General features: G+C 61.0%; 20 protein-coding genes. 15 read left to right on the top strand and 5 right to left on the bottom strand.

The features are described from left to right. The first annotated feature begins 50 nt into the window (after positions 1–50). From ACP15O_RS06545 to ACP15O_RS06535, 3 genes are read left to right on the top strand one after another with little or no spacing between them, the layout of a single operon-like run. Positions 51–1,871 carry a flagellar hook-length control protein FliK gene (locus ACP15O_RS06545; protein WP_425095245.1) on the top strand — a complete coding sequence of 607 codons (1,821 nt, stop codon included), beginning with the start codon at positions 51–53 and terminating at the stop codon, positions 1,869–1,871. A 13-nt stretch (positions 1,872–1,884) separates the two neighbouring features. Further along, on the top strand, positions 1,885–2,547 hold the full coding sequence (locus ACP15O_RS06540; protein WP_425095244.1) for a flagellar hook capping FlgD N-terminal domain-containing protein: 663 nt from the start codon (positions 1,885–1,887) through the stop codon (positions 2,545–2,547). Positions 2,548–2,606: 59 nt separating this feature from the next. Beyond that, entirely contained in the window at positions 2,607–3,455 is an 849-nt protein-coding gene (locus ACP15O_RS06535; RefSeq protein WP_425095243.1) for a phosphotransferase family protein, read from the top strand. On the opposite strand, the gene ubiB is transcribed toward ACP15O_RS06535, so the two are convergent. Further along, positions 3,435–4,967 carry a 2-polyprenylphenol 6-hydroxylase gene (gene ubiB, locus ACP15O_RS06530; RefSeq protein ID WP_425095242.1) on the bottom strand — a complete coding sequence of 511 codons (1,533 nt, stop codon included), beginning with the start codon at positions 4,965–4,967 and terminating at the stop codon, positions 3,435–3,437. The genes ACP15O_RS06535 and ubiB overlap by 21 nt on opposite strands. A gap of 2 nt (positions 4,968–4,969) precedes the next feature. Beyond that, complete coding sequence (gene ubiE / locus ACP15O_RS06525; protein ID WP_425095241.1) at positions 4,970–5,722, bottom strand: bifunctional demethylmenaquinone methyltransferase/2-methoxy-6-polyprenyl-1,4-benzoquinol methylase UbiE; 753 nt, start codon at positions 5,720–5,722, stop codon at positions 4,970–4,972. An 87-nt stretch (positions 5,723–5,809) separates the two neighbouring features. Here ubiE and mutM point away from each other — a divergent pair, with 87 nt between their 5' ends. The 10 genes from mutM to gyrB all read left to right on the top strand — a co-directional run bounded on the left by mutM (position 5,810) and on the right by gyrB (position 18,415). Then, entirely contained in the window at positions 5,810–6,661 is an 852-nt protein-coding gene (gene mutM / locus ACP15O_RS06520) for a bifunctional DNA-formamidopyrimidine glycosylase/DNA-(apurinic or apyrimidinic site) lyase (RefSeq protein WP_425095240.1), read from the top strand. A 64-nt stretch (positions 6,662–6,725) separates the two neighbouring features. Beyond that, complete coding sequence (locus tag ACP15O_RS06515; protein ID WP_425095239.1) at positions 6,726–7,502, top strand: enoyl-CoA hydratase; 777 nt, start codon at positions 6,726–6,728, stop codon at positions 7,500–7,502. Positions 7,503–7,687: 185 nt separating this feature from the next. Further along, a complete protein-coding gene (gene rpsT / locus ACP15O_RS06510; RefSeq protein WP_425095238.1) occupies positions 7,688–7,951 on the top strand; it encodes a 30S ribosomal protein S20 in 264 nt (87 codons plus the stop codon). Between the two features lie 546 nt (positions 7,952–8,497). Then, the gene (gene dnaA / locus ACP15O_RS06505; protein ID WP_425095237.1) at positions 8,498–9,880 is read left to right on the top strand and encodes a chromosomal replication initiator protein DnaA; all 1,383 of its coding nucleotides are present in this window, start codon (positions 8,498–8,500) and stop codon (positions 9,878–9,880) included. 156 nt (positions 9,881–10,036) lie between these two features. Then, positions 10,037–11,155: a DNA polymerase III subunit beta gene (dnaN, locus tag ACP15O_RS06500; RefSeq protein WP_425095236.1), complete on the top strand. Its 1,119-nt coding sequence runs from the start codon at positions 10,037–10,039 to the stop codon at positions 11,153–11,155. A 58-nt stretch (positions 11,156–11,213) separates the two neighbouring features. After that, the gene (recF, locus tag ACP15O_RS06495; RefSeq protein WP_425095235.1) at positions 11,214–12,317 is read left to right on the top strand and encodes a DNA replication/repair protein RecF; all 1,104 of its coding nucleotides are present in this window, start codon (positions 11,214–11,216) and stop codon (positions 12,315–12,317) included. A gap of 71 nt (positions 12,318–12,388) precedes the next feature. Next, positions 12,389–13,219, top strand: coding sequence for an NAD-dependent epimerase/dehydratase family protein (locus ACP15O_RS06490; protein WP_425095234.1), 831 nt, complete (start codon positions 12,389–12,391; stop codon positions 13,217–13,219). After that, positions 13,216–13,827 (top strand): sugar transferase, encoded by a 612-nt coding sequence (locus ACP15O_RS06485; protein ID WP_425095233.1) that lies wholly within the window; start codon positions 13,216–13,218, stop codon positions 13,825–13,827. Before ACP15O_RS06490 ends, ACP15O_RS06485 begins: the two co-directional genes overlap by 4 nt. A gap of 161 nt (positions 13,828–13,988) precedes the next feature. Continuing rightward, complete coding sequence (locus ACP15O_RS06480) at positions 13,989–15,899, top strand: polysaccharide biosynthesis protein (protein ID WP_425095232.1); 1,911 nt, start codon at positions 13,989–13,991, stop codon at positions 15,897–15,899. 98 nt (positions 15,900–15,997) lie between these two features. Next, positions 15,998–18,415 (top strand): DNA topoisomerase (ATP-hydrolyzing) subunit B, encoded by a 2,418-nt coding sequence (gene gyrB, locus ACP15O_RS06475; RefSeq protein ID WP_425095231.1) that lies wholly within the window; start codon positions 15,998–16,000, stop codon positions 18,413–18,415. A 49-nt stretch (positions 18,416–18,464) separates the two neighbouring features. Here gyrB and ACP15O_RS06470 read toward each other — a convergent pair whose 3' ends face one another. The 3 genes from ACP15O_RS06470 to ACP15O_RS06460 all read right to left on the bottom strand — a co-directional run bounded on the left by ACP15O_RS06470 (position 18,465) and on the right by ACP15O_RS06460 (position 21,215). Next, complete coding sequence (locus ACP15O_RS06470) at positions 18,465–19,148, bottom strand: glycosyltransferase family 29 protein (protein ID WP_425095230.1); 684 nt, start codon at positions 19,146–19,148, stop codon at positions 18,465–18,467. A 92-nt stretch (positions 19,149–19,240) separates the two neighbouring features. After that, entirely contained in the window at positions 19,241–20,587 is a 1,347-nt protein-coding gene (locus tag ACP15O_RS06465) for an ATP-binding protein (protein ID WP_425095229.1), read from the bottom strand. Then, positions 20,565–21,215 carry a response regulator transcription factor gene (locus ACP15O_RS06460; protein ID WP_425095481.1) on the bottom strand — a complete coding sequence of 217 codons (651 nt, stop codon included), beginning with the start codon at positions 21,213–21,215 and terminating at the stop codon, positions 20,565–20,567. Before ACP15O_RS06460 ends, ACP15O_RS06465 begins: the two co-directional genes overlap by 23 nt. Before the next feature lie 165 nt (positions 21,216–21,380). On the opposite strand from ACP15O_RS06460, the gene ade reads away from it, so the two are divergent. Next, a complete protein-coding gene (gene ade / locus ACP15O_RS06455) occupies positions 21,381–23,075 on the top strand; it encodes an adenine deaminase (RefSeq protein ID WP_425095228.1) in 1,695 nt (564 codons plus the stop codon). 152 nt (positions 23,076–23,227) lie between these two features. Next, positions 23,228–25,321, top strand: a complete 2,094-nt coding sequence (locus ACP15O_RS06450; RefSeq protein WP_425095227.1) for a 3-hydroxyacyl-CoA dehydrogenase NAD-binding domain-containing protein — start codon at positions 23,228–23,230, stop codon at positions 25,319–25,321. Positions 25,322–25,334 lie beyond the last annotated feature (13 nt).

Raw genomic sequence — 25,334 nt, 5'->3', positions numbered from 1 at the left:
AACTAAAATCACGGAGTTTGCAGGCCTACGAAAGAATTTCGGAGGGGCTTATGAATCTGTCCTTTTTGACATCCGAATTGGGTATAACCATTGGAAAAAATGCAGAAAAACTGCTTCTTTCAGGCTCTGAAACCCCTGGTTTCAGCTTTGATTCCGTGCTGGAAGCTCTTGCTCGGGAGAGCGAGGATCAAGAGATTTCCGTGCCGCAAGCAGAGGGTGAATCGGATGTAAGCTCCGAAGCTGCGTTGCCCGAGGCAGAGGATGCGCCACCCGCCGAAGATGCGGAACTGGCCGAGAAACCGGCCACGAACGATATCGCGCAGAACGCAGCAACGCCCGATCGCATACCGGAGGAGGCTGCGTATGTCGCCACCGCTCCGGGCAAGGCGCCGAACGCGCCCGGTGAGCCGCGCGCCGAGTCTCAGCCGAATCTGCGCCCAATCCAGCCCTCAGTCCAAAGTGAAACTGATCATATACAGCCCATTGGCCCCAAAGGGGCCCGCACAGGCATTGAGGCCATTCACTCCAGCGCCTTTATCGCCCAGGGCACTGATTCGCTGTCCCGGTTTACGAAGGGGGAAGAGCCATCCGTCGCGTCACCGCAAGCTACGAATCGTGCAAACTCCGATAGCGCGGCGAGGGCGATTATGCCCGCGTCTGACGCGGGTCCATCGTCGGTACAGCATGTGGAAACCCCTCTTTCAGGGGGGGGGAGCCCCGCAGAAACCAGCAGATTTGCAAGTTCTCCGCCCCTTGCGACCGTGATTTCAGCGCAGTCCGCAACACCTGAAATGTCCTGGGGGCCGGAGGCTGAGGGCGTTTCTCCGCAACCCGTCCAAACCACGAGAATGGCCGCAGATCATACAGAGCCTCGTGCCTTTGCGCGGATTGAAACGATGCCGCGTCAGGATGCGCCTCGGGCCGATATCTCGGTTTCTGCGGAAAACGCGCCTTCAAAATCGGGGCAGGCGTTTGAGAAAGATGCGGTCCTGGGCCCAGATTTCGCGCCCCTGCCGGCCAGCCGGCCTGTGCAGGAAGCAGCCGCCTTTTTTCTGAGCGCGAATACTCCGTCGTTCGCGCCGTCTTCTTCACAGGCAGACCAGACGTCACGAGGTCAGTTTACACCCGCCCGTGACACTCCGGTTCCGGTGAATGCGGTCGGTGGCCCGCAGCAAGAGCCTTTTGCCCCGCGCACCAGTGGGCCTCTTGAAGAGACAAAAGCACTTGCAACGGTCGAAAACGACACCGCGATTGCGCACCCGGCGCCTGAATGGGGCGCCGCCAGATCCCCTCGTGCAGAGCAAAACCCGTTGCCAGCGGGCGAGCAGCCCAGCCCGGCCGAAATGGCCTTTGTCACCAGACCCGAGCGAGCACTCGCGGGTGAAAAAAACCTGGCCGAATCAGCCGGGTTCGATGGACAGCCCGAGGCGATGGCCATCGCGGCAGGTACAGAGATTTTAACCGCGCAGCTTTCCCCCACAGGGCGCGGGATTGAAGCGCAATCAGCGAATGTTGCGCGGCAGGTTGTTCAGCAACTGGCCGAAAATGCCCTGACACCCAACGGTAAAGTCGAAATTTCTCTAAACCCGGAAGAGCTGGGCCGGGTGCGTCTAACCGCCAGTCAGACAGATCAGGGGGTTGTGCTGATCGTCCAGGCCGAACGCCCCGAGACGCTGGATTTGATGCGCCGGCATCTGCCCGATCTGATGCAAGACCTGAAAAATATGGGGTTTGGCGATGTCAGCTATTCGGACCAACAGCAGCAGCAGAATCAAGAGAGGGCAGGGACGGCGATCAGGGCGGACGCCGCGCCGATAGAAGACCCGGAAACCCAGATGGTTCAGGCGACGGGCCTGGATCTGCGCCTTTGAGGAAGGAGCCAACATGACGACAATCGATACAACAAGCTCGGCCACCAGCAGCGCCTCGGCGGCGCAATCTGCCACCGTTCTGAACTCGGATTTTGAGACTTTTCTTAAGATGCTCACGGTGCAGATGCAGAACCAAGATCCGCTGAATCCCATGGATTCCTCGGAATACGCCATGCAACTGGCGACTTTTTCGGGGCTGGAGCAGCAGGTGCTGACAAATGATCTGCTGGGGTCTTTGATCTACATGAACAGCCAATCCGGGATGTCGGATCTGGCGGGGTGGATTGGGATGCAGGGGCGCTCAACCGGGCCCGCTCATTTTGATGGCACCGAAGGGGTCGAGGTTTTGGTCAACCCCGTGACCTATGCCGAAACGGCGGAACTGGTGGTGTACGATGCCGATGGCAATGAAGTGGATCGAATGAGTATCGACGCCGATTCGCAAATGGTAACCTGGGACGGGACCGACCCGGACGGGGATGCTCTGGCCAGCGGGCTTTATACGTTCCAGGTGGAAAGCTATGTGGACGGGAACCTGACGGAAACCAGCTATGGCGAAACCTGGGGCACCATTGTCGAGGCACGCAGCGATTCGGGGGCCGTTATTCTGGTTCTGGAAGGAGGCGGTGAGATTTACTCGGATGGTGTGACGGGGGTGCGCAGGCCGCAGTCCTGATTGCGGTGACTGCTGTGATCGCATAGGTTCCGGCGATCCCCAATCCGGACGGAGCCCGCATGTCCAAAGCCCTGGAAATAGAAGCCCTGCTATCGGAAAAGGGTTTGATCACAAAGGGTGAGACGTGGGAGCCATTGCCAGGGGGGCAGACCAACCAGCTGTGGCGCGTGGGGCGCGCGGTTGTCAAAAGCTATGCCCAGCCAGACGGCAATCCGGTGTTTCCCAACAGTCCGGAGTGCGAGGCTGCGGTGCTTCGCGCGCTTTCCGGGCGTGGGATGTCGCCAGGTTTCCTGGGGCAGCTTCGCACCAACAAACAGCATTTTCTGGTGTACGAATTCCTAGAGGGCAAAGCATGGGCCACCGATGCCGGGCAAGTGGGTAAGCTGCTGCGCGGCCTGCATGAAGCGCCGGCACCCGCGGGATTGCGTGTTTTACCTGGGGGTTCGGGGCCGGTTTCCAAGCGGGTGGCTGGCTTTCTGGAACAGCTTCCAGCGGATATTGCGGGCTGGTTATCGAAACACAAACCGCAGATGGCGTTGCCTGCCTCGGAGCGGTATGTGCTTTTGCACGGAGACCCCGTTCCCGGCAACATTGTCATGACACCGCATGGTGCGCGCCTTATTGACTGGCAATGCCCCGCAGTGGGCGATGCCGTTGAAGATCTGGCGATCTTTCTGTCGCCTGCGATGCAATGGGTGTATCGCGGCGCGGCGCTGACGTGGGACGAAAGACAGGCCTTTTTGCAAGCCTATCGGGATTCGGCCATACAGCAGCGACTGGAAAAGATGCAGCCCTGGTACCACTGGGCGATGACGGCCTATTGCGCGTGGAAAACCCAAAGAGGCGCCAAGGTTTACGCACAGGCGATGCGGTTGGAAATGACCGCGTTAGAGCAATGCCTGAATTAGGCTGACCACTCCGCCACCCACAACCGCGCCGAACAATGCCCAAATGGCCGCCGTTTTGCGCGACGGGGGCGTTTGGGGTTCGGCTGCTGTTGTTTGTCGGATCAGCATTGCCTCGACCAGACCGGGCAGGCGGGGACCGAACCGGGTCAGGACTCGGGCCGTTTTTGCCAGATCTCGGGCCACGGCGCGCGGGCCGATGGATTGCGTGATGTAGGATTGCACCACCGGCTTGGCGACTTCCCAGATGTTGACCTGCGGATGCAAGGAGCGCGCGACGCCCTCGACCACAACCATGGTGCGCTGCAACAGGATCAGCTCGGTACGGGTTTCCATGCCGAAACGCTCGGTCACCTCGAACAGGTAGTTCAGCAGCCGCCCCATCGAGATATGCGTGGCATCCATGCCGAAAATCGGCTCGCCCACAGCGCGCAGGGCACGGGCGAATTCGTCCACATCCTGATCGGCGGGCACGTAGCCGGCCTCGAAATGGACTTCGGCGACGCGTTGATAATCGCGCTGGATAAAGCCGAACAGGATTTCAGCGTAAACCCGGCGCGTGTATTCGTCGATATGGCCCATGATCCCGAAATCATAGGCGATGATGTCGCCGTTTGCGGCGACCTTCAGGTTGCCCTGATGCATGTCCGCGTGGAAAAAACCGTCGCGCAGCGCGTGGTTCAGGAACAGGCCCAGAACGCGTTCGCCCAGGGCGCGGCGGTCATGGCCTGCGGCGTCGATGGCATCGTTATCGCCCAGCGGGACGCCCTCGGCCCAGGTCATGGTCATCACGCTGCGGCCGGACAGATCCCATTTGATCTGCGGCAGCTGAAACCCTGCGTCATCCACGGTATTGGCCTGGAATTCCGAGGCCGAGGCGCTCTCCAGACGCAGGTCCAGCTCGCCCTGAACGACGCCCTCGAAATGCGAGATCACGTCCCGCGGGCGCAACCGGCGCGAGGCGGGCGACAGAAACTCGATGACGTCGGCGGCAAAATAGAATGCGTCGATGTCGCGTTGAAAGGCACGTTCGATGCCGGGGCGCAGCACCTTGACGGCGACCTCTTCGCCGCTGTCTGTCAGCCGCGCTTTGTGTACCTGTGCAATCGAGGCGGCAGCGACAGGTTCGGAAAATTCGCTGAAAATCTGATCGACCGGGCGGTCCAGCTCGTTGGTGACGGCCTGTTTTGCGGCTTCGATGGAAAAGGGGGGCAATTTGTCCTGCAACACGCGCAGTTGCAGCGCCATATCGGCGCCCACCACGTCCGGGCGGGTCGAAAGCACCTGCCCGAATTTGATATAGGCCGGGCCCAACGCGGTCAGCGCGCGGGTGGCGGGGGGCATGTTCGGATCGCCCTTATAGCCCAGCCAGGCAAAGGGCCAGGCCAGGGTGCGCGCCAGAATGCGGACGGGGCGCGGGGCGTCCATTGCGTCCAGAATCACGCCCATGGCGCCGGTGCGCTCCATCGTGGCACCCGTGCGGATCAGCCGCCAAATGTTATGAGGTCCGCGCATCGTCAGACCTTCCAGCCTGAGTGCAGACAGGCGATGCCCATCGTCAGGTTCCGGTATTTCGCGTTCTCGAATCCGGCCTGTTTGACCATCCCCAGGAATGTGTCCTGATCGGGGAATTTGCGGATGGATTCCACCAGATACTGGTACGAGTCCCGGTCATTCGCGATCACCTGGCCCATTTTCGGGATGATATTGAACGAATACAGATCATAGACTTTCTGCATCAGATCATTGGGGATCTGGCTGAATTCCAGCACCATCAGACGGCCTCCGGGGCGGAGCACGCGGTAGGCCTCGTTCAGGGCCTCTTGCGGGCGGGTGACGTTCCGAATGCCAAAGCTGATCGTGTAAACGTCAAAGCTGTTATCGGCAAAGGGCAGCGCCATCGCGTCGCCAACCACCCAGTCCAGACTGTCGGCCATCTGGTCGGCCTCGGCGCGTTGACGGCCAGCGATCAGCATCGGTTCGGTCAGGTCGCATACGGTGGCATGGGCCCGGCCCGCGCGCCTCAGATACCGGAACGAGATGTCCCCCGTGCCCCCGGCCACATCCAGCAGGCGCGTATTCGGACGCGGCGCCAGCCAATCCATCATCGCGTCTTTCCACACACGGTGGATGCCCATGCTCATGGCATCGTTCATCACATCGTATTTCGACGCAACCGAGCCAAACACCCCCTGCACGCGCCCGGCCTTTTCGTGCTCGGGAACCTCGGTAAAGCCGAAATGAGTGGTTTTCTGATTTGTCTGGGTCATGGGCTCTTGCCAGTGCGTTGTTCTGCCCCTTCTTATAGGGCGCTGAGACGGCGCTGCAATGCGCCGAACTGTCTAATAGGAGCAAACATGCCTGAATTGCCCGAGGTCGAAACCGTCCGCCGGGGCCTGGCCCCCGCGATGGAGAGCGCGGTGATTACCCGCGCGCAGGTGAACCGGCCCGATCTGCGCTGGCCGTTTCCTGACCGGATGGCCGAGCGCCTGACGGGGCAGAAAGTGCTGGGGCTGCGGCGGCGCTCGAAATACATTCTGGCGGATTTGGGATCGGGGGAAACGCTGCTGATCCATCTGGGCATGAGCGGCCGGATGACGGTATCGGGGGATCCGCTGGGCCAGTTCGTGCATGGCCATCCGGCGGCGGAAAAACACGATCACGTGGTGCTGGACATGGACAATGGCGCGCGCATTACGTTCAACGATCCGCGCCGTTTTGGCGCAATGGACCTGCTGGAGACCGCCACTGCGGATCAGCATAAATTGCTGGCCTCGATCGGGCCGGAACCTCTGGGCAACGATTTTCACGAAGACTATCTGGTGGCTGCCCTCCGGGGGCGCATGAGCCCGGTCAAAACCGCCCTTCTGGATCAGAAAATCGTGGCGGGGCTGGGCAATATCTATGTCTGCGAGGCACTGTTTCGCGCTGGAATTCATCCCAAACGCAAGGCGGGGCAGATCGCCGCGCCCCGGCTGCGGGCTCTGGTGCCGGTGATCCGCGATGTGCTGTCCGAAGCCATTGACGCCGGCGGATCGAGCCTGAAGGATTTCCGCCAGGCGGACGGGGAACTGGGCTATTTTCAACACAATTTCCGGGTTTACGGCCAAGAGGCAAACCCTTGCACCACCGCCGGTTGCCGCTCGGTCATCCATCGGATTGTGCAGTCGGGGCGGTCCACCTTTTACTGCCCGACCTGTCAAAGATAGCTTGATCCGCGCGGCAGGACGGGCCATCAATCAGCCTGACCGGAAACAAGGAAAGCATGGATTCATGGCATACGAGACGCTCATCGTAGAAATTGAAGATCACATTGCACTGGTGAAACTGAATCGCCCCGACGCATTGAACGCTCTGAATGCGCAGCTGCTGACGGAATTGGCCGACGCGATGAGCGCGGCTCAGAAGAATGACAAGGTGCGCTGCATCGTGCTGACCGGATCCGAGAAGGCCTTTGCCGCCGGCGCCGACATTAAGATGATGAGCGAGAAAAGCTATACCGACGTGTTCTCCGAAGACCTGTTCGGTGGCGAAACCGCTGAAATTGGCCGTGTGCGCAAACCTATCATCGCGGCTGTTTCGGGCTACGCGCTGGGTGGTGGCTGCGAATTGGCCATGCTGTGCGATTTCATCATCGCTTCGGACACTGCCAAATTCGGCCAGCCCGAGGTCAACCTGGGCGTGATGGCCGGAATCGGCGGCACGCAGCGCCTGACTCAGGCTATCGGTAAGGCCAAGGCGATGGATATGAACCTGACGGGCCGTTTCATGGACGCAGAAGAGGCCGAACGCGCCGGGTTGGTCAGCCGCATCGTGCCGGTCAAGAAGCTGCAAGAGGAGGCCCTGGCCGCCGCCGCCAAGATCGCGGAAAAGTCGATGATCTCGGTCTGCGCGATCAAGGAGGCGGTGAACCGTTCGTTCGAGGTGCCGCTGGCAGAGGGGCTGTTGTTTGAACGCCGCCTGTTCCATTCGATGTTCGCCACCGAAGACCAAAAAGAAGGCATGGCCGCCTTTGTCGAGAAACGTACCCCGCAGTTCCGCGACCGCTAAGGCCGCTGACACAGGGCCCTATTTCGGTGCGCCGGAATAGGGTTGCGTTTTCCGCATACAGGCTCTATACGCCCCCAATACATGCGCGTGAGGCCCGCTCTGGCTAGAATCATTCCCGACATGAACGCTGTCAGCTGGGGCCCCGTGCAATCGAAATGTTAACCCCAGTAAAGGGATGATTTGAAATGGCAAACTCGCCTCAGGCAAAAAAACGCGCCCGTCAGAACGAGCGTCGTGCCGACGTAAACAAAGCCCGCCGCTCGCGTATCCGCACTTACCTGCGTAAGGTCGAAGAAGCCATCGCATCGGGCGATCAGGCTGCCGCCAAAGCCGCCCTGCAAGAAGCTCAGCCCGAGCTGATGCGCGGCGTCACCAAAGGCATCTTCCACAAGAACACCGCTGCCCGCAAAATGTCCCGCCTGTCGGCGCGCGTTAAATCGATGGCATAAGCCGCCGATTAAGGCACTGGAATCACAAGATTAAAAAGGCGCCCTGATTTGGGGCGCCTTTTTCATTTTTCCCAAATTGTGACATCTTGGCCGCATCTTTAGCGATCCCAAGAGATTCTTTTTCGGATTCTCCGAGTCAAGCCCAGAAGATCAGTTGCCCCCTCCGCAGGCGACTTGCTAGCTTCTCCTTGCGATTCACATCGCCTTGGGGGGACAGGTTGACCACGCGCTATTCGCTACGCGGCGCACGGTCTGAAGAAGCTGCCAAACCGCACCCGATCTGCCGGGTGTGGACATGATTAGCTTTGAATGTGGGTACAACCACGACTTGTCCAGCAAGACGCGCCGTATGCGCCCAAATTGGCTCTGGTTTCGGGACGACCAGGGCACGGGCCTGCGGGGCAACTGGACCGATCGGGATGACAAGGCCCGCTGCATTCGTGTCAGCGGGAGCCGGACCCTTTTGGCCATTGTTGAGGTATCGAGTGTGAGGCGGCGCCAACTGTAATGCCGCATGTTGGGGAAACAGGCTGGACGGAACAAATAATGACGCAAGATCAATGGGGCCAACTAAAACAATCGCTTATTGGCACGGTGGGGCAGCACAACTTTAAGAACTGGATCGAACCGCTCGAAATCGAAGAAATCGCCGAGGGCGTGGCCACTTTTGCGGTGCCGACGACGTTTCTGGGGAATTACGTTTCGCGCAATTTCGGGGATCTGATTTTGCATCAGCTGACCCAAGCCGGCGAGGCGGTCCGCCGCCTGAATTTCCGTGTGAGCACCGAGACCCTGCCCCGGCCCGCTGCTCAGGCCGCGCCGCAGAACAGCCCGCAGGCCCCTGCCGCCACTCATGCGCCGCAGCCTGTTCGCACCACCGAAGAACAACTGCCCAACGCCCCTCTGGATGCGCGTTTTACCTTTGACACGTTTGTCGTGGGTAAGCCGAACGAGCTGGCGCATGCTGCCGCCCGCCGTGTGGCCGAGGGCGGCCCGGTCAGCTTCAACCCGCTGTTCCTGTATGGTGGCGTCGGGCTGGGGAAAACCCACCTGATGCACGCGATCGCCTGGGAATTGCAGAGCCAGCGCCCCGATCTGAACGTGGTGTATCTGTCTGCTGAACAGTTCATGTACCGCTTTGTTCAGGCGCTGCGTGATCGCAAGATGATGGACTTCAAGCAGCTGTTCCGCTCGGTCGATGTGCTGATGGTGGATGATGTGCAGTTCATCGCTGGCAAGGATTCAACGCAAGAGGAATTTTTCCATACTTTCAACGCGTTGGTTGATCAAAACAAGCAGATCATCATCTCGGCGGACCGTGCGCCGGGGGAAATCAAAGATCTGGAAGAGCGTATCAAAAGCCGCCTGCAATGCGGCCTGGTCGTTGATTTGCATCCCACGGATTATGAGCTGCGCCTGGGCATTTTGCAGTCCAAGGTCGAACAATATCGTCAGCAATATCCCGAACTGGAACTGGAAAGCGGTGTTCTGGAATTCCTGGCGCACCGGATCAGCACTAACGTGCGCGTTCTGGAAGGTGCCCTGACCCGTCTGTTCGCCTTTGCCTCGTTGGTGGGGCGGCCGATCACCATGGCGCTGACGCAGGATTGCCTGGCCGATGTACTGCGCGCCTCGGAACGGAAAATCACCGTCGAGGAAATCCAGCGCAAAGTGTCCGAGCATTACAACATCCGCCTGTCCGACATGATCGGGCCCAAGCGCGTGCGCACCTATGCCCGCCCGCGTCAGGTGGCGATGTATCTGTGTAAACAGCTGACCTCGCGGTCGTTGCCGGAAATCGGTCGCCGTTTTGGCGGGCGTGACCACACCACCGTCATGCACGGCGTCAAACGTATCGAGGAACTGCGCGCCAAGGACGGCCAGATTGCCGAAGATCTGGAACTTCTGCGCCGCGCATTAGAGGCCTAAGCCCATATTCAGGGCTGTTCAGACCATGGACAGCCCAGACGCCCCTTGACGGGCCTGCGAAACCAGCGGACAAAGCAAGAAAGAGCTTGAGCCGCTTGGGGAAATTGGTACCTTGCCCCACCCGGCATCTGGCCGCCAGACGATAGGAGCAAGGGTATGAAATTCAGCATTGAACGCGCAGTTCTACTGAAAGCCGTCAGCCAGGCGCAATCGGTTGTCGAACGGCGGAATACCATTCCGATCCTTGCCAATGTGTTGATCGAGGCCGACGGGAATAACGTCCAGTTCCGGGCCACCGACCTGGACATCGAGGTTGTCGATAAAGCCCCCGCGATGGTTGAAAAAGCGGGCGCGACAACCGTGTCGGCGGTGACGCTCCATGAGATTGTGCGAAAGCTGCCCGATGGGGCGCTGGTGACCCTGTCCGATGATGGTGTTGCCGGGCGCCTGAACGTCGAGGCCGGCCGGTCTCATTTCAATCTGGCGACCCTGCCCAAAGAGGATTTCCCGGTCATGGCGACCTCGGAATATGCCTCGAATTTCAGCGCGCCCGCGCCGGTGTTGCGGCGTCTGTTCGATAAATCGAAATTCGCCATCTCGACCGAGGAAACCCGGTATTACCTGAATGGTGTCTACCTGCATGTGGCCGATTCAGATGGCGGTAAGGTGCTGCGCGCCGTGGCCACCGATGGCCACCGTCTGGCCCGGATCGACGCAGATCTGCCCGCCGGGGCCGAGGGGATGCCCGGTGTGATCGTGCCTCGTAAAACCGTGGGCGAGCTGCGCAAGCTGCTGGATGACGATGACATGGAAATCGCTGTGTCCGTCAGCGAAACCAAGATCCGCTTTGCGACCCCCGACATCACGCTGACATCCAAGGTGATTGACGGCACTTTCCCCGACTACACCCGCGTCATTCCCGCCGGGAACACGCGCAAGCTGGAGGTGGATGCCGGTGAGTTTGCCGCTGCGGTGGATCGTGTGGCGACCGTTTCGTCTGAGCGGTCGCGGGCGGTGAAGCTGGCTCTGGATGAGGACAAGCTGGTCCTGTCGGTGAATGCCCCCGATAGCGGTGCCGCCGAGGAAGAGCTGGTTGTGGCCTATGGCGACGAACGTCTGGAAATCGGTTTCAACGCCAAATACCTGCTGGAGATCGCCAGCCAGGTGGATCGGGAAAACGCCGTGTTCATGTTCAACTCGGCTGGGGATCCGACCCTGATGCGCGAAGGTAATGACACCAGCGCCGTCTATGTTGTGATGCCGATGCGCGTCTGAACGGGCTGACGCCCGTGCCTTCGGCGAGAGTATTTTCCTCAGAAAGAAGGGGCGGGGCGTGTCTGGTTTGTTCCTGACGCAACTGACGTTGTCGCATTTTCGCTCGCATGTGGTGGCGCGGATTGCATGTGACGGGCGGCCCGTAGCGATCCATGGGCCAAATGGGGCAGGCAAAACGAACATTCTGGAGGCGGTTTCGCTGTTTTCGCCCGGTCGCGGGTTGCGGCGGTCCTCGGCTGAGGACATGACGCGCCGGCCTGAGGCGTTGGGGTGGAAACTGACCGGGGTTTTGCATGGGGCTGGCACCTGTGAGGTTGAAATCTGGTCCGATAAAGGGGCGGCCAGACAGCTGAAAATAGATGGGAAATCGGCGACACAGAATGCTTTGGCCAGGATTTCAAGGGTGTTGTGGCTGGTTCCGATGATGGACCGGCTGTGGCTGGAGGGGGCCGAGGGACGCCGACGGTTTCTGGATCGGATGACCTTGTCCTTTTTTCCCGCACATGCGGAATTATCGCTGGATTACGAAAAGTCCATGCGTGAACGGAACCGGCTGCTGAAGGATCAGGTGCGCGATGCTCATTGGTATGCGGCGTTAGAGGCGCAGATGGCGCGGACAGGGGCGGCGATACATGCCAATCGTCTGGCGGCGTTGGATTTGTTGCAGGCTGCGCAGGCCGAGGCCGAGACAGGTTTCCCCGTGGCCGATCTGGAATTGACGATGACAGAGGGCGAGATGCCCTTGGCCGAGGGGGAGCTGGCTGAGGCTCTGGCCGATAGCCGGTTTCGCGATCTTGCGGCTGGGCGCACCTTGGTTGGTCCGCATCGGGCGGATTTGTATGGGGTTTATGCGGCCAAGGGCGTTCCGGCCAGGGACTGTTCTACGGGCGAGCAAAAGGCCTTGCTGGTGTCGCTGATCCTGGCGAATGCGCGCGCTTTGGCGCAGGATTTCGGGGCGGCTCCGATTTTGTTGCTGGATGAGGTGGCGGCGCATCTGGATGCCGAACGCCGCGCGGCGCTGTATGATGAAATCTGCGCTTTGGGGGCGCAGGCGTGGATGACCGGCACGGGCCCTGAATTGTTTGCCGATCTGGGCCGGCGTGCTCAGTATCTGGAGGTGACGGAAACGCAGGGTGTGTCTGCGGTTTCTTCGGTTCTGTGATGCGGGCTCTGTTCGTGGCGGGGCGGGCGTGTTAGGCAATTCGGCAGAGAATTGGGTAGGAAGTTCAGCCAGTGGCACGGGCTCGTATTTTGGTTTTGGGGGCGTCAGGACGGGTTGGCCGATTGATGCGGCTGGCCTGGCAGGCGGCGCAGCGGCCCGACGTGGAAATCCTGTATCAATCGCGCAAGGGGCCCGGCCAGCATTGGTGCCCCGGCCAGCCCAATCCGTTCGGCAGGGTGGATGCGGTGATTGCGCTGTGGGGGGTGACGCACGGGTCTGAGGCAGAGCTGGATATGAATTCAGAACTGGCCCTTGCTGCGCAGGATGTGGCGGCAGAATGCCAGGCCGGGCGCGTGCTGCATTGTTCTTCGGTGGCTGTTTATGCGCCCAAAGAAGGCCCGCTGACCGAGCAGGATCCAACCGCGCCGCCAAACCCCTATGGCCGGGCCAAGCTGCGGATGGAGCAGGATCTGCAAACAGCCGCAGGGCCAGCCGCGACGATCCTGAGGATCGGATCGGTTGCCGGAGCCGAGAGCCTGGCCAGCTCGGTTCGTGCCGGTTGGTGCGATCAGGCCGCCGCGGTGACGCTGGATCAGTTTGCAGATGGCCGTGGCCCTGCGCGCAGCTATATCGCGCCCACCGATCTGGCGCGGGTGCTTGTTGATCTGGCGGTGTACCCAGAGCCTCTGCCAAAGGTGGTGAATGTCGGGGCGAATGCGCCTGTTTATATGGAGTCTCTGCTAAGCGCGGCGCAGCATCCGTTCCAGTGGCGCGCTGCCCCGGACGGGGCTCGGCAGCAGGCCGTGATGGATTGCGCGTTACTGGAAACGCTGGTGGGCCCGCTGGACACCGACCCCAGGCACATCATGGGCAGTTGGCTTAGTCTGGAGGGCCGCAAGTGACCTGGTCGAAACGCAGTCTGGATATTCTGGCGGCCCTGTTTCTGGGGGTGTTGCTGGCGCCGGTGATCCTGTGGGTGATGGGGATGATCCTGATTCGGGACGGGCGCCCCGTTTTGTATATCTCGGAACGTATGAAAACCGCATCCGAGGGGTTTCCGCTGTGGAAATTCCGCTCGATGACCGTGGTCGAGCATGATTCCGGGGTGTCTGGGGGGGATAAGGCCGCGCGGATCACCAAAACGGGGGCCATGCTGCGCAAGTATCGCCTGGATGAGCTGCCCCAGCTGTGGAACGTCCTGCGCGGAGACATCAGCTTTGTCGGCCCCCGCCCGCCACTGCGCCGCTATGTCGAACAGTTTCCGGCGCTTTACGGGCAGGTGCTGAAATCCCGTCCCGGTATCACGGGGCTGGCCACTTTGGTGTATCACCGCCACGAGGAAATGCTACTGGCGGGCTGTCAAACCCCCGAAGAAACCGAGCAGGTATACACCCGGCGTTGCATCCCGCAAAAGGCACGCCTGGATCTGATCTACCAACGCAAAAGAACCCTGTGTTTCGACATGCTGCTGATGCTGAAAACCGTTTTTCGGCGCATTCGCATACATTGAACATATTGGTGGCGGTGCTCGGCAAAGTTTTGCTATTGCAGCAAAGGTGTGGAATACCTTCCTTGAGCAACGGCCCTCTTTCTTAATATACTGTTGTTTATAGATGTTTCTTTTTGTGTGTATTGCTTTCCGGAAAGACAAACTAAGGTGGGATCTGGTTTTTGCTGAAGACTTTATTCAAGGGCAAAGCGGACCTGTATGATCTGGTCACGTCACTCACCGTCAAACAGAAAAGCGAATTATTCGTTCTGATTGATGGGGCGCTGATTGTCCTGAGCCTGGCATTCTCGGCTTTTCTGTTCGGGGAAAAATTCGAGACTTCCCATACGGTTACGGATGGGGCGGTGCTGACGCTGTTTCTGGTCGCGCTGGGAAGCGCGGTGTCGGTGCTGCTGCGTCTGCCGCGCATCCGCCTGAACGCCTTCGAATCCGGAGGGATCAAACCCACAGCCATTCTGGCGATGATTCTGGCGGCCTCGGGGGGGGTGCTGAACATCGTTCTGGACACGCCGTTCCCCATGGCGCTGTTCATCGTGTTCGGGATGATTTTCCTGATTTCCGTTGTGGCGATTCGCAATTTGATGCGGAATATCCTGCTGTCGATCTATCGCAATGCCAATAATCGGACGCGCGTGATCGTCTATGGCGCGGGGCAGACCGGGCAGCAGCTGGCTGCGGCTTTGCGGACGGATGACACCATCGTTCTGATCGCTTTTGTCGATGATAACCCGCGATTACAGAGCCTGACTGTCTCGGGGGCGCCGGTCTATGCGCCCAGCCGCCTGAAAGAGCTGATCGCCAATAAATCCGTTGATCGTGTTGTTCTGGCGATGCCCTCGGCCACGCCGGCGGTGCAGGCTCGCATTGGGATGCGCCTGCGGCAATTGGGCTGCGAGGTGCACTCGCTGCCCTCGTTCGCCGAACTGATCAAGCAAAAAGACCTGAGCAAACGCAGCACGCCGGTGTCTCTTGAGGATCTGATGGGGCGCAACAAGCTGGAGTCCGAACTGCCCAAGGTGGCCGACAGCTATCACGCCCGGCGCATTCTGATCACAGGGGCGGGGGGCTCGATCGGGTCTGAGCTGTGCCGTCAGCTGGTGGCTTGTCGCCCGGAAAAACTGGTGCTGCTGGATCATTCAGAGCTGGCGCTTTACACGATTGAAAAGGAACTGCTGGAACTGGACATCACCCAGGGGATCGAGATCGTGCCGGTTCTGGGCTCGGTCTGCGATCCGGTGCTGTGCGCCCATGTTCTGGAAAACCACGGGATCGAGGTGGTCCTGCACGCGGCCGCCTATAAACATGTGCCGCTGGTGGAGAAAAACCAGATCGCGGGGCTGCGCAATAATGTGCTGGGGACGAAAACCATTGCCGATGCGGCCTTCAAGGCGGATATCAGCCGCTTTATTCTGGTGTCCTCGGATAAGGCCGTGCGCCCGACAAATGTGATGGGGGCCTCAAAGCGGCTGGCCGAACTGATCGTGCAGGATCTGGCCACGCGGGCGGGCAATACCCGCTTTTCGATGGTGCGGTTCGGCAATGTGCTGGGCTCATCCGGGTCCGTTATTCCGCTGTTCGAAGAACAGATCGCCCGCGGTGGCCCGGTGACGCTGACGCATAACGATGTGGCCCGCTACTTCATGACAATCTCCGAGGCGGCCCGTCTGGTGCTGCTGGCAGGCTCGTTCGCGCGGGGCGGGGATCTGTTTGTGCTGGACATGGGCGAGCTGGTCCCGATCAACAAACTGGCCCGCCAGATGATCGAGGGCGCCGGCCACACGGTCATGGACAAGGATAACCCAGATGGGGAGATCGAAATCGTCGTCACCGGCCTGCGCCCCGGCGAAAAGCTGATCGAAGAGCTGCTGATCTCGCCCGATATGCTGACCACGCCGCATCCGAAAATCCTGCGCGCGCAAGAGGCCTATCTGTCCGAGCTGGAGATGGCGAACGCGCTGAAAGACCTGCGCGCCGCGATTGAGATCGAGGACGAGCTGGCCGCCAAGGCCGTCATTCACCGTTGGGTGGAAAAAACCCGCGAGGCAACCCGCGAGCCGCTTCAGATCAGCTGACCGGCTGTTACCGTGACGTTACAAATTCTGGGGCTTGCGCGTGACAAGCCCCCCAAGGTTTCGTATATATTCCCCAACGAAACAAAAGGTGGGGCTCTATGTCCGGGACCGAGCAAACCGCGCAGGAATATGGCGCGGATTCCATTAAAGTTCTCAAAGGGTTGGAGGCCGTGCGCAAACGGCCCGGCATGTATATCGGGGATACCGATGACGGCTCGGGCCTGCATCACATGGTCTATGAGGTCGTGGATAACGGCATTGACGAGGCGCTGGCCGGTCATGCTGACTTTGTGCGCGTGGTGATCCACCCCGACAACAGCATTTCCGTGCGCGACAATGGCCGTGGCATCCCCGTGGACCTGCACGAGGAAGAGGGCGTTTCCGCCGCCGAGGTCATCATGACCCAGCTGCACGCGGGCGGTAAGTTCGACAGCAATTCCTACAAGGTGTCGGGCGGTCTGCACGGCGTGGGCGTGTCCGTTGTGAATGCGCTGTCCGTCTGGCTGGAGCTGCGCGTCTGGCGCAACGGCAAGGAACACTACGCCAAGTTCGAACATGGCGAGACCACCCAGCACCTGCGCGTGGTGGGCGATGCGGATGGCGAAAAAGGCACCGAGGTCCGGTTCCTGGCCTCGACCGATACGTTCTCGAACCTGGAATATTCGTTCGAAACGCTGGAAAAACGCCTGCGCGAACTGGCCTTTCTGAACTCGGGCGTGCGCATCATCCTAGAGGATCTGCGCCCCGCCGAACCCCTGAAAACCGAGCTGTTCTACGAAGGCGGCGTGAAGGAATTCGTCAAATACCTGGACCGCTCGAAGACGTCCCTGATGGACGCGCCGATCTTTGTGCGCGGCGAAAAGGATGACATCGGCGTCGAAGTCGCGATGTGGTGGAACGACAGCTACCACGAAACGGTGCTGCCCTTTACCAACAACATCCCGCAGCGTGATGGCGGCACGCACCTGGCGGGCTTCCGTGGGGCGCTGACGCGGACGCTGACGCGCTATGCCACCGAATCCGGGATCGCCAAGAAGGAAAAGGTGAATTTCACCGGCGATGACGCGCGCGAGGGTCTGACCTGCGTGCTGTCCGTGAAGGTGCCCGACCCGAAATTCAGCTCGCAGACCAAGGATAAGCTGGTTTCGTCCGAGGTCCGCCCGGCCGTCGAAAGCCTGGTCGGCGAAAAACTGGCCGAGTGGTTCGAGGAAAACCCCAACGAGGCCAAGATGATCGTCGGTAAGATCGTCGAAGCCGCCCTGGCCCGCGAGGCCGCGCGTAAAGCCCGCGAACTGACCCGCCGCAAAACCGCGATGGATGTGAATTTCCTGGCCGGTAAGCTGAAGGATTGCTCGGAAAAAGATCCGTCCAAGACCGAAGTCTTCCTGGTCGAGGGTGACAGCGCCGGGGGGTCCGCACAGACGGGCCGTGACCGTCAGACCCAGGCCATCCTGCCCCTGCGCGGTAAAATCCTGAACGTGGAACGCGCGCGGTTTGACAGGATGCTGTCCAGCCAGGAAATCGGCAATCTGGTGATGGCGCTGGGAACCGGCATCGGCCGGGATGAGTTCAACATCGACAAGCTGCGCTATCATAAGATCGTCATCATGACCGATGCGGACGTGGATGGTGCGCATATCCGGACGCTGCTGTTGACCTTCTTCTTCCGTCAGATGCCCGAATTGATCGAGGGCGGTTACCTGTATATCGCGCAGCCGCCGCTCTATAAGGTCGCGCGTGGAAAATCCGAGGTCTACCTGAAAGATCAGGCCGCGCTGGATGATTATTTGATCGAGCAGGGCACGGCGGATGCGGTGTTGCGCCTTGGCTCCGGGGTCGAGATGGCCGGCGCAGATCTGAAACGCGTGGTCGAGGAAGCCCGGCAACTGAAACGCGTGCTGGATGCCTTCCCCACCCATTACCCGCGTCACATTCTGGAACAGGCCGCCGTGGCCGGTGCCTTTGTGCCCGGCGCGGTGGATGCCGATCTGCAAGGCGTGGCCGACAAGGTTGCCGCCCGTCTGGATCTGATCGCGCTGGAATACGAACGCGGCTGGACCGGCCGGATTACACAGGATCACGGCATCCGTCTGGCGCGTATTCTGCGCGGGGTCGAGGAAGTGCGCACCCTGGACGGGCCGATGCTGCGCTCGGGCGAGGCACGCAAAACCGGCAGCTTCACCGAAAGCCTGCAAGAGGTCTATGACACCCCCGCCACGCTGGTGCGCAAGGACCGCAGCCAGATGATTCTGGGGCCGCTGGATCTGCTGAATGCGATCCTGAAAGAGGGCGAAAAGGGCCTGACCCTACAACGCTACAAGGGTCTGGGCGAAATGAACCCCGATCAGCTGTGGGAAACCACCCTGGACCCCGAGGCGCGCACGCTGTTGCAGGTCCGCATCGACGATCTGGTCGAGGCCGACGATATTTTCACCAAACTGATGGGCGATGTCGTCGAACCGCGCCGCGAGTTCATCCAGCAAAACGCGCTCAGCGTCGAAAACCTGGATTTCTGATCCATCCGCATGAAACAAAACGGGGCCTCATCAGGCCCCGTTTTGCGTTTCAGTACAGCTTAAATCGCGCATCTTGTTGAAACAGGGTCATGGCGTGGTCGCGCTCGGCGGCGAAGTCATGGGGCACTCGCGCGGCGGTACGGCGTCCCGAATGGGACAGCGATGCGAAAAAATCAAACCCGAACACCGACACCTGCGTCACTGGCAGCCGCCGCACCAGATCCAGCACCATTGCTCCGGTCGAGGGGGGCGCCCCGATCTGTGCGGCCAGAGCGTGCACCGGGCCTTGGGGGTTCAGATAAAACCCGCTGCGTTGTGCCAGCGCAAAGGGCAGCCGTTTGCGTTTGCGCGTCATCCACAGCACGCGCGACGGGGCCAGTGCGTCGATCCGGCCTTGGGGGACAGGGATCGAGCTGGCCAGCCAATCGGTTCGCCGTCCGTGGCTGCGCGGATCGGGCATCGGGGCCGTGTTCAGCCGCAGCACAATATCGTGGTTGTCGATCTGCGCGCCCAGGGTCTTTTCGCTCAGCGAGCGGGCGTTGCCGACCACCGCGATTCGTGCGCCCTGCGCGGCTTGTGTCAGGGCCAGTCCGGATTCAGACCACAGCGATAGCATCCCTTCGTCCCGCAGGCTGCGCGCCAGCAGAAATCCCAGCTTTGTACGTGAAAAATCAGAGGGTTGCCAGGATGGGCGCAGGGTCTCTGTGGCGCCGGAGAAGGAGGTGTCGGTCATGGCCGGGGCTCGGGCTAGGGTCAGTTACCCCCGCCTAACAATCGAACCTGAAGCCAACCTGAAGTTTGCGTAACACCCCGGTAACAGCGCGGTTATTCCGCCGCTGTGCGTCCGCGCAATTCGAACCGGGCGCCGCCCAGATGCACGCCTTCGGTTACGTTTAGCGTCAGGCCGTTGCGCCGCGCCAGCGTGTGGGCGATTGACAGGCCCAGCCCCGAGCCCTCGGTCTGACCGGCGCGCCAGAACCGTTCGAACACCTGTGCGCGGTGATCTTGGGGGATGCCGGGGCCGTCATCCTCGATGGCGATCAGGGTCTGGGTTCCCTCTGTGGTGATCTCGATCCGCAGCTGCGCGGGGGTGCCCGCCGGCCCGCCGTGACGGGCGGCATTGTCCAGAAGGTTGCGCAGGATTACGCGCAAGTCTTCGGGGGTGGCCCAGATTGGCGGCGCGTCCTGCGTGCTCAGTACGGCCTGTGTCATCGGCGCCCCGTGCAGCACCTCCAGATCGTTCAGCACCTGCTGCACCACCGCGCGCGCATCCACCGCCTGCCCCTGACCCGAGGGCTGTTCGGCCCGCGCCTGTTGCAACAGCCCCGTGCCCAGGGCCTCGGCGCGGTTCACGCCGGCCACCACATGGTCCAGCCGGGTGCGGTTTTCCGGCGACAGCTCGGCGGGGTCGATGGCCTGCACCTGCGCCTTGATGATGGTCAGCGGTGTGCGCAATTCATGCGCGGCATCGTCGATGAATTTCCGTTCGCGCTGAACGAATTGCCGGACCCGCGCGAACAGCCCGTTCAGCGCCCGTACGATCGGCACCAGATCGGCGGGCTGCCCTGCGCTTTCTAGTGGGGTCAGAGCCTGGGGGGCGCGGTTGCGCAGGGCCTCGGACAGGTGTTGCAAGGGGCGCAGCCCGGCCTGCACGAACCACAGCGCGGACAGCAGCAGCGTGCCCAGCACCACCAGCATCGGCAGCACGGCGGAGAGGACCATTTCCAGGATCATCTCGTCGCGCTCTTCTTGTTTGACGCCGGAAATGATCACCCGGCCGTCGCGCGTGTGGGTTTGAAACAGGCGCCAGCCCTGCCATTCGAAGGGCCCGTCCTGTGCCGCCACGGGCAAGGGCAGCTGCGGGTGCGACTGATGCACCATCCCCCCGTCCGCCCCCTGAATCATCAGCAGGAATTCGGGATTGCGCAGTTCCTCGATGGCCTCCAGCGCGGGCAGGCCCGACAGGTCCAGTTCGGTGCCATACATCTGCGCCGCCGCGTGGTTTAGATTGTTTTGATTGTTCAGGATCGCCTCGTCCACCTCGTCGATGGTGATGAGCAGCAACAGAGCCGCCGTCACCACCCCCGCCAACAGGATCAGCGGCACCAGCCGCCGTTGGATACGCTGCCGTATGCTGGGCGCAGAGCCCTCAGGCCGGTTTGTCGATGACATAACCAATCCCCCGGATTGTGCGGATTAGATCCTTGCCCAGCTTGCGCCGCAGCAGGGATACATAGACCTCAATCGTATTGCTTTCGGCGCCTTCGTCCCAGCCATAAAGAGCCTCGGTCAGGTCGGATTTCGCACAGACATGCCCGCGTCGTTCCAGCATCAGCAGCAACAACCGATAGGCCTGCAAGGGCAGCTCCACCCGCGCGCCGTCCAGAAACACCGCCTGTTCCTGCGGGCGCAGCTCCAGCGCGCCATGGGTCAGAACCGGGGCTGCCCGTCCGGCCCCGCGCCGCAATTGCACCCGGCAGCGGGCCAGCAATTCGTCCATGTCAAAGGGCTTGGTCATATAGTCATCCGCCCCCAGATCCAGCCCCTCGATCCGGTTCTCCGTTGCCTCGCGCGCGGTCAGGATGATCACCGGCACGTCCGAGTGCCGCCGCCGCAACGCCCCCAGCACCGACAGCCCATCGCGCTCCGGCAGGCCCAGATCTAGAATGACCAGATGAAACCCGTCACCATGCAGGGCCTCGTCCGCCATGTCGCCATCGCTGGCCCAATCCACATGATAGCCCGCGCGCGTCAGCGACACGCGGATCGCATCCGCGATCAATGGCTCATCCTCGACCAGTAAAATACGAATGGCGCGGGCTCCTTTTGGTTGGTTTTCTGGCTACCAAGCGCGCGCCCTGCGCTCAAGCCCGCACCGCGCCGCAGTTTTCCGCAATGGGGGGCGGCTGCCCCTCGCCATTGCTGAAAACCTGTGCCACCATTCCCCCAAGGAGCCCGAGACACCATGACCCAGCTATCGCAGATCATCGACCAGGGCCGGGGCATTGCCCCCGCCGATCTTGTCCTGAAGGGCGGGCGGATTTACGACCTGATTACAGGTGACCTGCTAGAGGGCGACGTGGCCATTTGCGGCGATACCATCGTCGGCACCTGCGGCACCTATCAGGGCACCCGCGAAATCGACGTGAGCGGGCAGATCCTTGTCCCCGGTTTCATCGACACGCATTTGCATATCGAAAGCTCGCTGGTGACGCCGTTCGAATTTGACCGCTGCGTGCTGCCCCGCGGCATCACCACCGCCATCTGCGACCCGCATGAGATTGCCAATGTGATCGGGCTCGACGGTATCCGCTATTTCCAGAATGCGGCGACGCGTTGTCTGATGGATATCCGTGTGCAGCTGTCCTCTTGTGTGCCCTCCACGGATATGGAGACCGCCGGCGCCCGCATCGACGCGGGCGATCTGCAACAGGTGATGCACCACCCCACCGGCATTGGCCTGGCCGAGTTTATGAACTTCCCCGGTGTCCTGTTCAAAGACCCCGTGGTGATGGAGAAACTGGCCCTCTTCCGTGGTCAGCACATCGACGGTCATTGCCCGCAACTTTTGGGCAACGACCTGAACGCCTATATCGCCACCGGCATCCGCACGGAGCACGAGGCCACCACCGCTGACGAGGCCCTGGAAAAACTGCGCAAGGGGATGCGGGTGCTGATCCGCGAAGGCTCGGTGTCCAAAGACCTGCACGCGCTGGCCCCCATCATTACTGAACGCAATTCTCCCTATATTTGCCTGTGCACGGATGATCGCAACCCGCTGGACATCGCGGAATACGGCCATCTGGACTATATGATCCGCACCGCGATTGAACTGGGCGCGCCGCCCCTGGCCGTCTACCGCGCCGCGTCGATCTCGGCGGCCGAGGCCTTTGGGCTTAAGGATCGCGGCCTTCTGGCGCCGGGCAAACGCGCCGATATCGTAGCGATCACGGATCTGGAGAAATGCGACCCTCAGATGGTGCTCTGCGCAGGTGTGCAGGTCACCGAGGCCGCCTTTGCCGCGCGTGATCTGATTGATCCGGTCGGGCGGCACTCGGTCACGGCCCCCAGCGTCACGGCCGATAATTTCCGCACTGCGGGTAACCGCGAAGACACGGACGTGATTGGTATCCTCGAAGGCAAGATCATCACTGAACATCTGCACGAGGTGATCCCCATTCAGGACGGTGACAAACGTCCCGATCCCGCGCGCGATCTGATCAAGATCGCCGTGATCGAACGGCACGGCAAAAACGGCAATATCGCCACCGGGTTTGTGCGCGGCTTTGACCTGCAACATGGTGCGATTGCGGGGACAGTCTGCCATGATCACCACAATATCGCCGTTGTGGGCGCCGATTACGACGATATGGCGCTGGCCGCCAACCGTTTGAGCCAGATCGAGGGCGGATTCGTCGTTGTGCGCGATGGTCGGGTTCTGGCCGAACTGGCGCTGCCCGTTGCCGGGCTCATGAGCCTCGATCCCTACGAAAGGGTCCGCGATCAGCTGGTCGATCTGCGGGCAGCCGCGCAATCTCTGGGCGTGACACTGGAAGAGCCGTTCCTGCAACTGGCGTTCCTGGCCCTGCCGGTGATTCCTGCGCTGAAAATCACGGATCGCGGGCTGGTGGACGTGAATAAGTTCGAGATCATCTCGTGACCCTGCGACATTTCTATTTTTCTGCATAGCAAAACCTAATTCCACAAGTTGACGCCTCTTTTGCGACGAATTAGTTTGCATGCGAAGGAGGAGACGCCCGCAGTGGAGACGGCCATATCCTCTTGTTCAAAAGTCAGAACGGAAAGAGAAACATGGCTCCGAAAATCCCTGTAAATGACCTGATTTCCATCGAACATGCGGGCGAGATTGCGCTGGTCTGCATTGATAATCCGCCGGTGAACGCAACCGCGCAGCCCGTGCGCCAGGGCCTGCAAGAGGCGATCGAACAGCTGAACCAGCAAGACACCGCCAAGGCGATCGCGATCTATGCGGCGGGGCGGACTTTTGTCGCCGGCGCGGATATTCGCGAGTTCGGTAAGCCGCCTCAAACGCCTCATCTGCCCGACGTTTATAATGTGATCGAGGACAGTGACATCCCGGTTGTCGCCATCATGCACGGCACCGCCCTGGGGGGCGGGCTGGAGCTGGGGCTGGCTGCGCACGCGCGTGTGGGTATCGAAGGCCTGCGCGTTGGCCTGCCCGAGATCAACCTGGGCCTGCTGCCCGGCGCCGGTGGCACGCAGCGTGTGCCGCGTCTGGCGGGCATCCCCATGGCGCTGGATATGGCGCTGTCGGGCCGCATGGTTGGCGCGCAGGAAGCGCTGGAAAAGGGCCTGATTGATCGTCTGGAAACGGGCGATCCGCGTGATCTGGCCCTGGCCGCCGCGCAGGACATTATTGATGGAAAACTGATCGCGCGCCCGACGTGCTCGTTGGATACGCCCAAGGATGACAAAACGCTGGACGAAACAGCCGCAATGCTGAAGGCCAAGCAAGCGCATCTGTTTTCCCCGCATAAGATTGTCGAGGCCGTCCGCGCCTCGTATCTGCCGCGCACCGAGGGTCTGAAAATCGAGCGTCAGGCGTTCTGGGACTCGATGCAGACGCCGCAGCGCGCCGGTCTGATCCACGCGTTTTTCGGCGAACGCGCCGTCTCCAGCATCCCCGAGGCCAAGGGTAACACCCGTGAGATTAACAAGATCGGCGTGATCGGCGGCGGCACCATGGGGTCGGGGATCGCGACGTCCTGCCTGATGGCCGGCATTCCCGTGCGCCTGATTGAGGTCGCCCAGGACGGTCTGGACCGCGGCGTTGCGACCATCACCAAAAACCTGGAAGGCGGGGTAAAACGCGGCAAGCTGAGCGAGGCCAAAAAAGACGCCGCGCTGGCCAGTTTGCAGCCCTCGCTGAACATGGAGGATCTGGCCGATGTCGATCTGGTGATCGAGGCCGTGTTCGAAAGCATGGACGTCAAAAAGGACATTTTTGGCAAGCTGAACACCATTTGTAAGGACGGCGCGATTCTGGCCTCGAACACGTCGTATCTGAACGTGAACGATATTGCTGATTGCACCGACCGGCCCCAGGATGTGCTGGGGTTGCACTTCTTTAGCCCTGCGCATGTGATGCGTCTGCTGGAAATCGTGCAGGGGGCTCAGACCGCGCCCGACGTTCTGGCCACCGGGTTCGCGCTGGCTAAGCGGTTGAAAAAAGTCGGTGTTCTAGCGCAGGTTTGCGACGGCTTCATCGGCAATCGCATCCTGGCGCATTACCTGAAAACCGCGTCCTATCTGGTGCTGGATGGCGCCAGCCCGCAACAGGTGGACGACGCTTTGGAAGGCTTTGGCTTTGCCATGGGCCCTAACAAAGTGGGCGATCTGGCCGGCCTGGACATTGGCTGGGCGAACCGTAAACGCACCGCAGACACGCGCGACCCGGCGGATCGGTATGGCGGCGATGTCGCTGATCGGATTTGCGAAAACGGCTGGTTCGGACGCAAGACCGGGCAGGGCTATTACATCTACGGCAACGGCGCGCCCATTCCGAACCCAGAGGTTGCGAAAATCATCGACGGGGTGCGCGCCGAAAAAGGCATCACCCCGCAGACGTTCTCGGATCAGGATATCGTGGATCGCTACATGACCGCCATGATCGTCGAGGCCACCCGCGTCGTGGAAGACGGCACCGCTAAACGCCCGCTGGACGTGGATATGGTGTTCCTGTTCGGCTACGGCTTTCCGCGTCATCGGGGTGGCCCGCTGCATTACGCAGACACCATCGGCGCGGCCGAGCTGGTCCGCCGCATCACCGAATACGCGAAAGAGGACAGCCGCTACTGGCAGGTGCCGGCGCTGCTGCAAAAAATGGCCGATGATGGCACCACTTTTGCCGATCTGAATTCATAACGGAGGGGAATGA

It is taken from the genome of Youngimonas ophiurae (nom. illeg.) (genome assembly GCF_049803795.1).
GTDB lineage: Bacteria > Pseudomonadota > Alphaproteobacteria > Rhodobacterales > Rhodobacteraceae > Thalassobius.
This window is presented reverse-complemented; position numbering and strand designations above follow the sequence as displayed.

What these genes read in the sequence shown, in the direction of transcription:
- ACP15O_RS06545 (WP_425095245.1), top strand. Translation starts at nt 51, where the DNA reads ATGAATCTGTCCTTTTTGACATCCGAATTGGGTATAACCATTGGAAAA.
- ACP15O_RS06540 (WP_425095244.1), top strand. Translation starts at nt 1,885, where the DNA reads ATGACGACAATCGATACAACAAGCTCGGCCACCAGCAGCGCCTCGGCG.
- ACP15O_RS06535 (WP_425095243.1), top strand. Translation starts at nt 2,607, where the DNA reads ATGTCCAAAGCCCTGGAAATAGAAGCCCTGCTATCGGAAAAGGGTTTG.
- ubiB (WP_425095242.1), bottom strand. Translation starts at nt 4,967, where the DNA reads ATGCGCGGACCTCATAACATTTGGCGGCTGATCCGCACGGGTGCCACG.
- ubiE (WP_425095241.1), bottom strand. Translation starts at nt 5,722, where the DNA reads ATGACCCAGACAAATCAGAAAACCACTCATTTCGGCTTTACCGAGGTT.
- mutM (WP_425095240.1), top strand. Translation starts at nt 5,810, where the DNA reads ATGCCTGAATTGCCCGAGGTCGAAACCGTCCGCCGGGGCCTGGCCCCC.
- ACP15O_RS06515 (WP_425095239.1), top strand. Translation starts at nt 6,726, where the DNA reads ATGGCATACGAGACGCTCATCGTAGAAATTGAAGATCACATTGCACTG.
- rpsT (WP_425095238.1), top strand. Translation starts at nt 7,688, where the DNA reads ATGGCAAACTCGCCTCAGGCAAAAAAACGCGCCCGTCAGAACGAGCGT.
- dnaA (WP_425095237.1), top strand. Translation starts at nt 8,498, where the DNA reads ATGACGCAAGATCAATGGGGCCAACTAAAACAATCGCTTATTGGCACG.
- dnaN (WP_425095236.1), top strand. Translation starts at nt 10,037, where the DNA reads ATGAAATTCAGCATTGAACGCGCAGTTCTACTGAAAGCCGTCAGCCAG.
- gyrB (WP_425095231.1), top strand. Translation starts at nt 15,998, where the DNA reads ATGTCCGGGACCGAGCAAACCGCGCAGGAATATGGCGCGGATTCCATT.
- ACP15O_RS06470 (WP_425095230.1), bottom strand. Translation starts at nt 19,148, where the DNA reads ATGACCGACACCTCCTTCTCCGGCGCCACAGAGACCCTGCGCCCATCC.
- ACP15O_RS06465 (WP_425095229.1), bottom strand. Translation starts at nt 20,587, where the DNA reads ATGTCATCGACAAACCGGCCTGAGGGCTCTGCGCCCAGCATACGGCAG.
- ade (WP_425095228.1), top strand. Translation starts at nt 21,381, where the DNA reads ATGACCCAGCTATCGCAGATCATCGACCAGGGCCGGGGCATTGCCCCC.
- ACP15O_RS06450 (WP_425095227.1), top strand. Translation starts at nt 23,228, where the DNA reads ATGGCTCCGAAAATCCCTGTAAATGACCTGATTTCCATCGAACATGCG.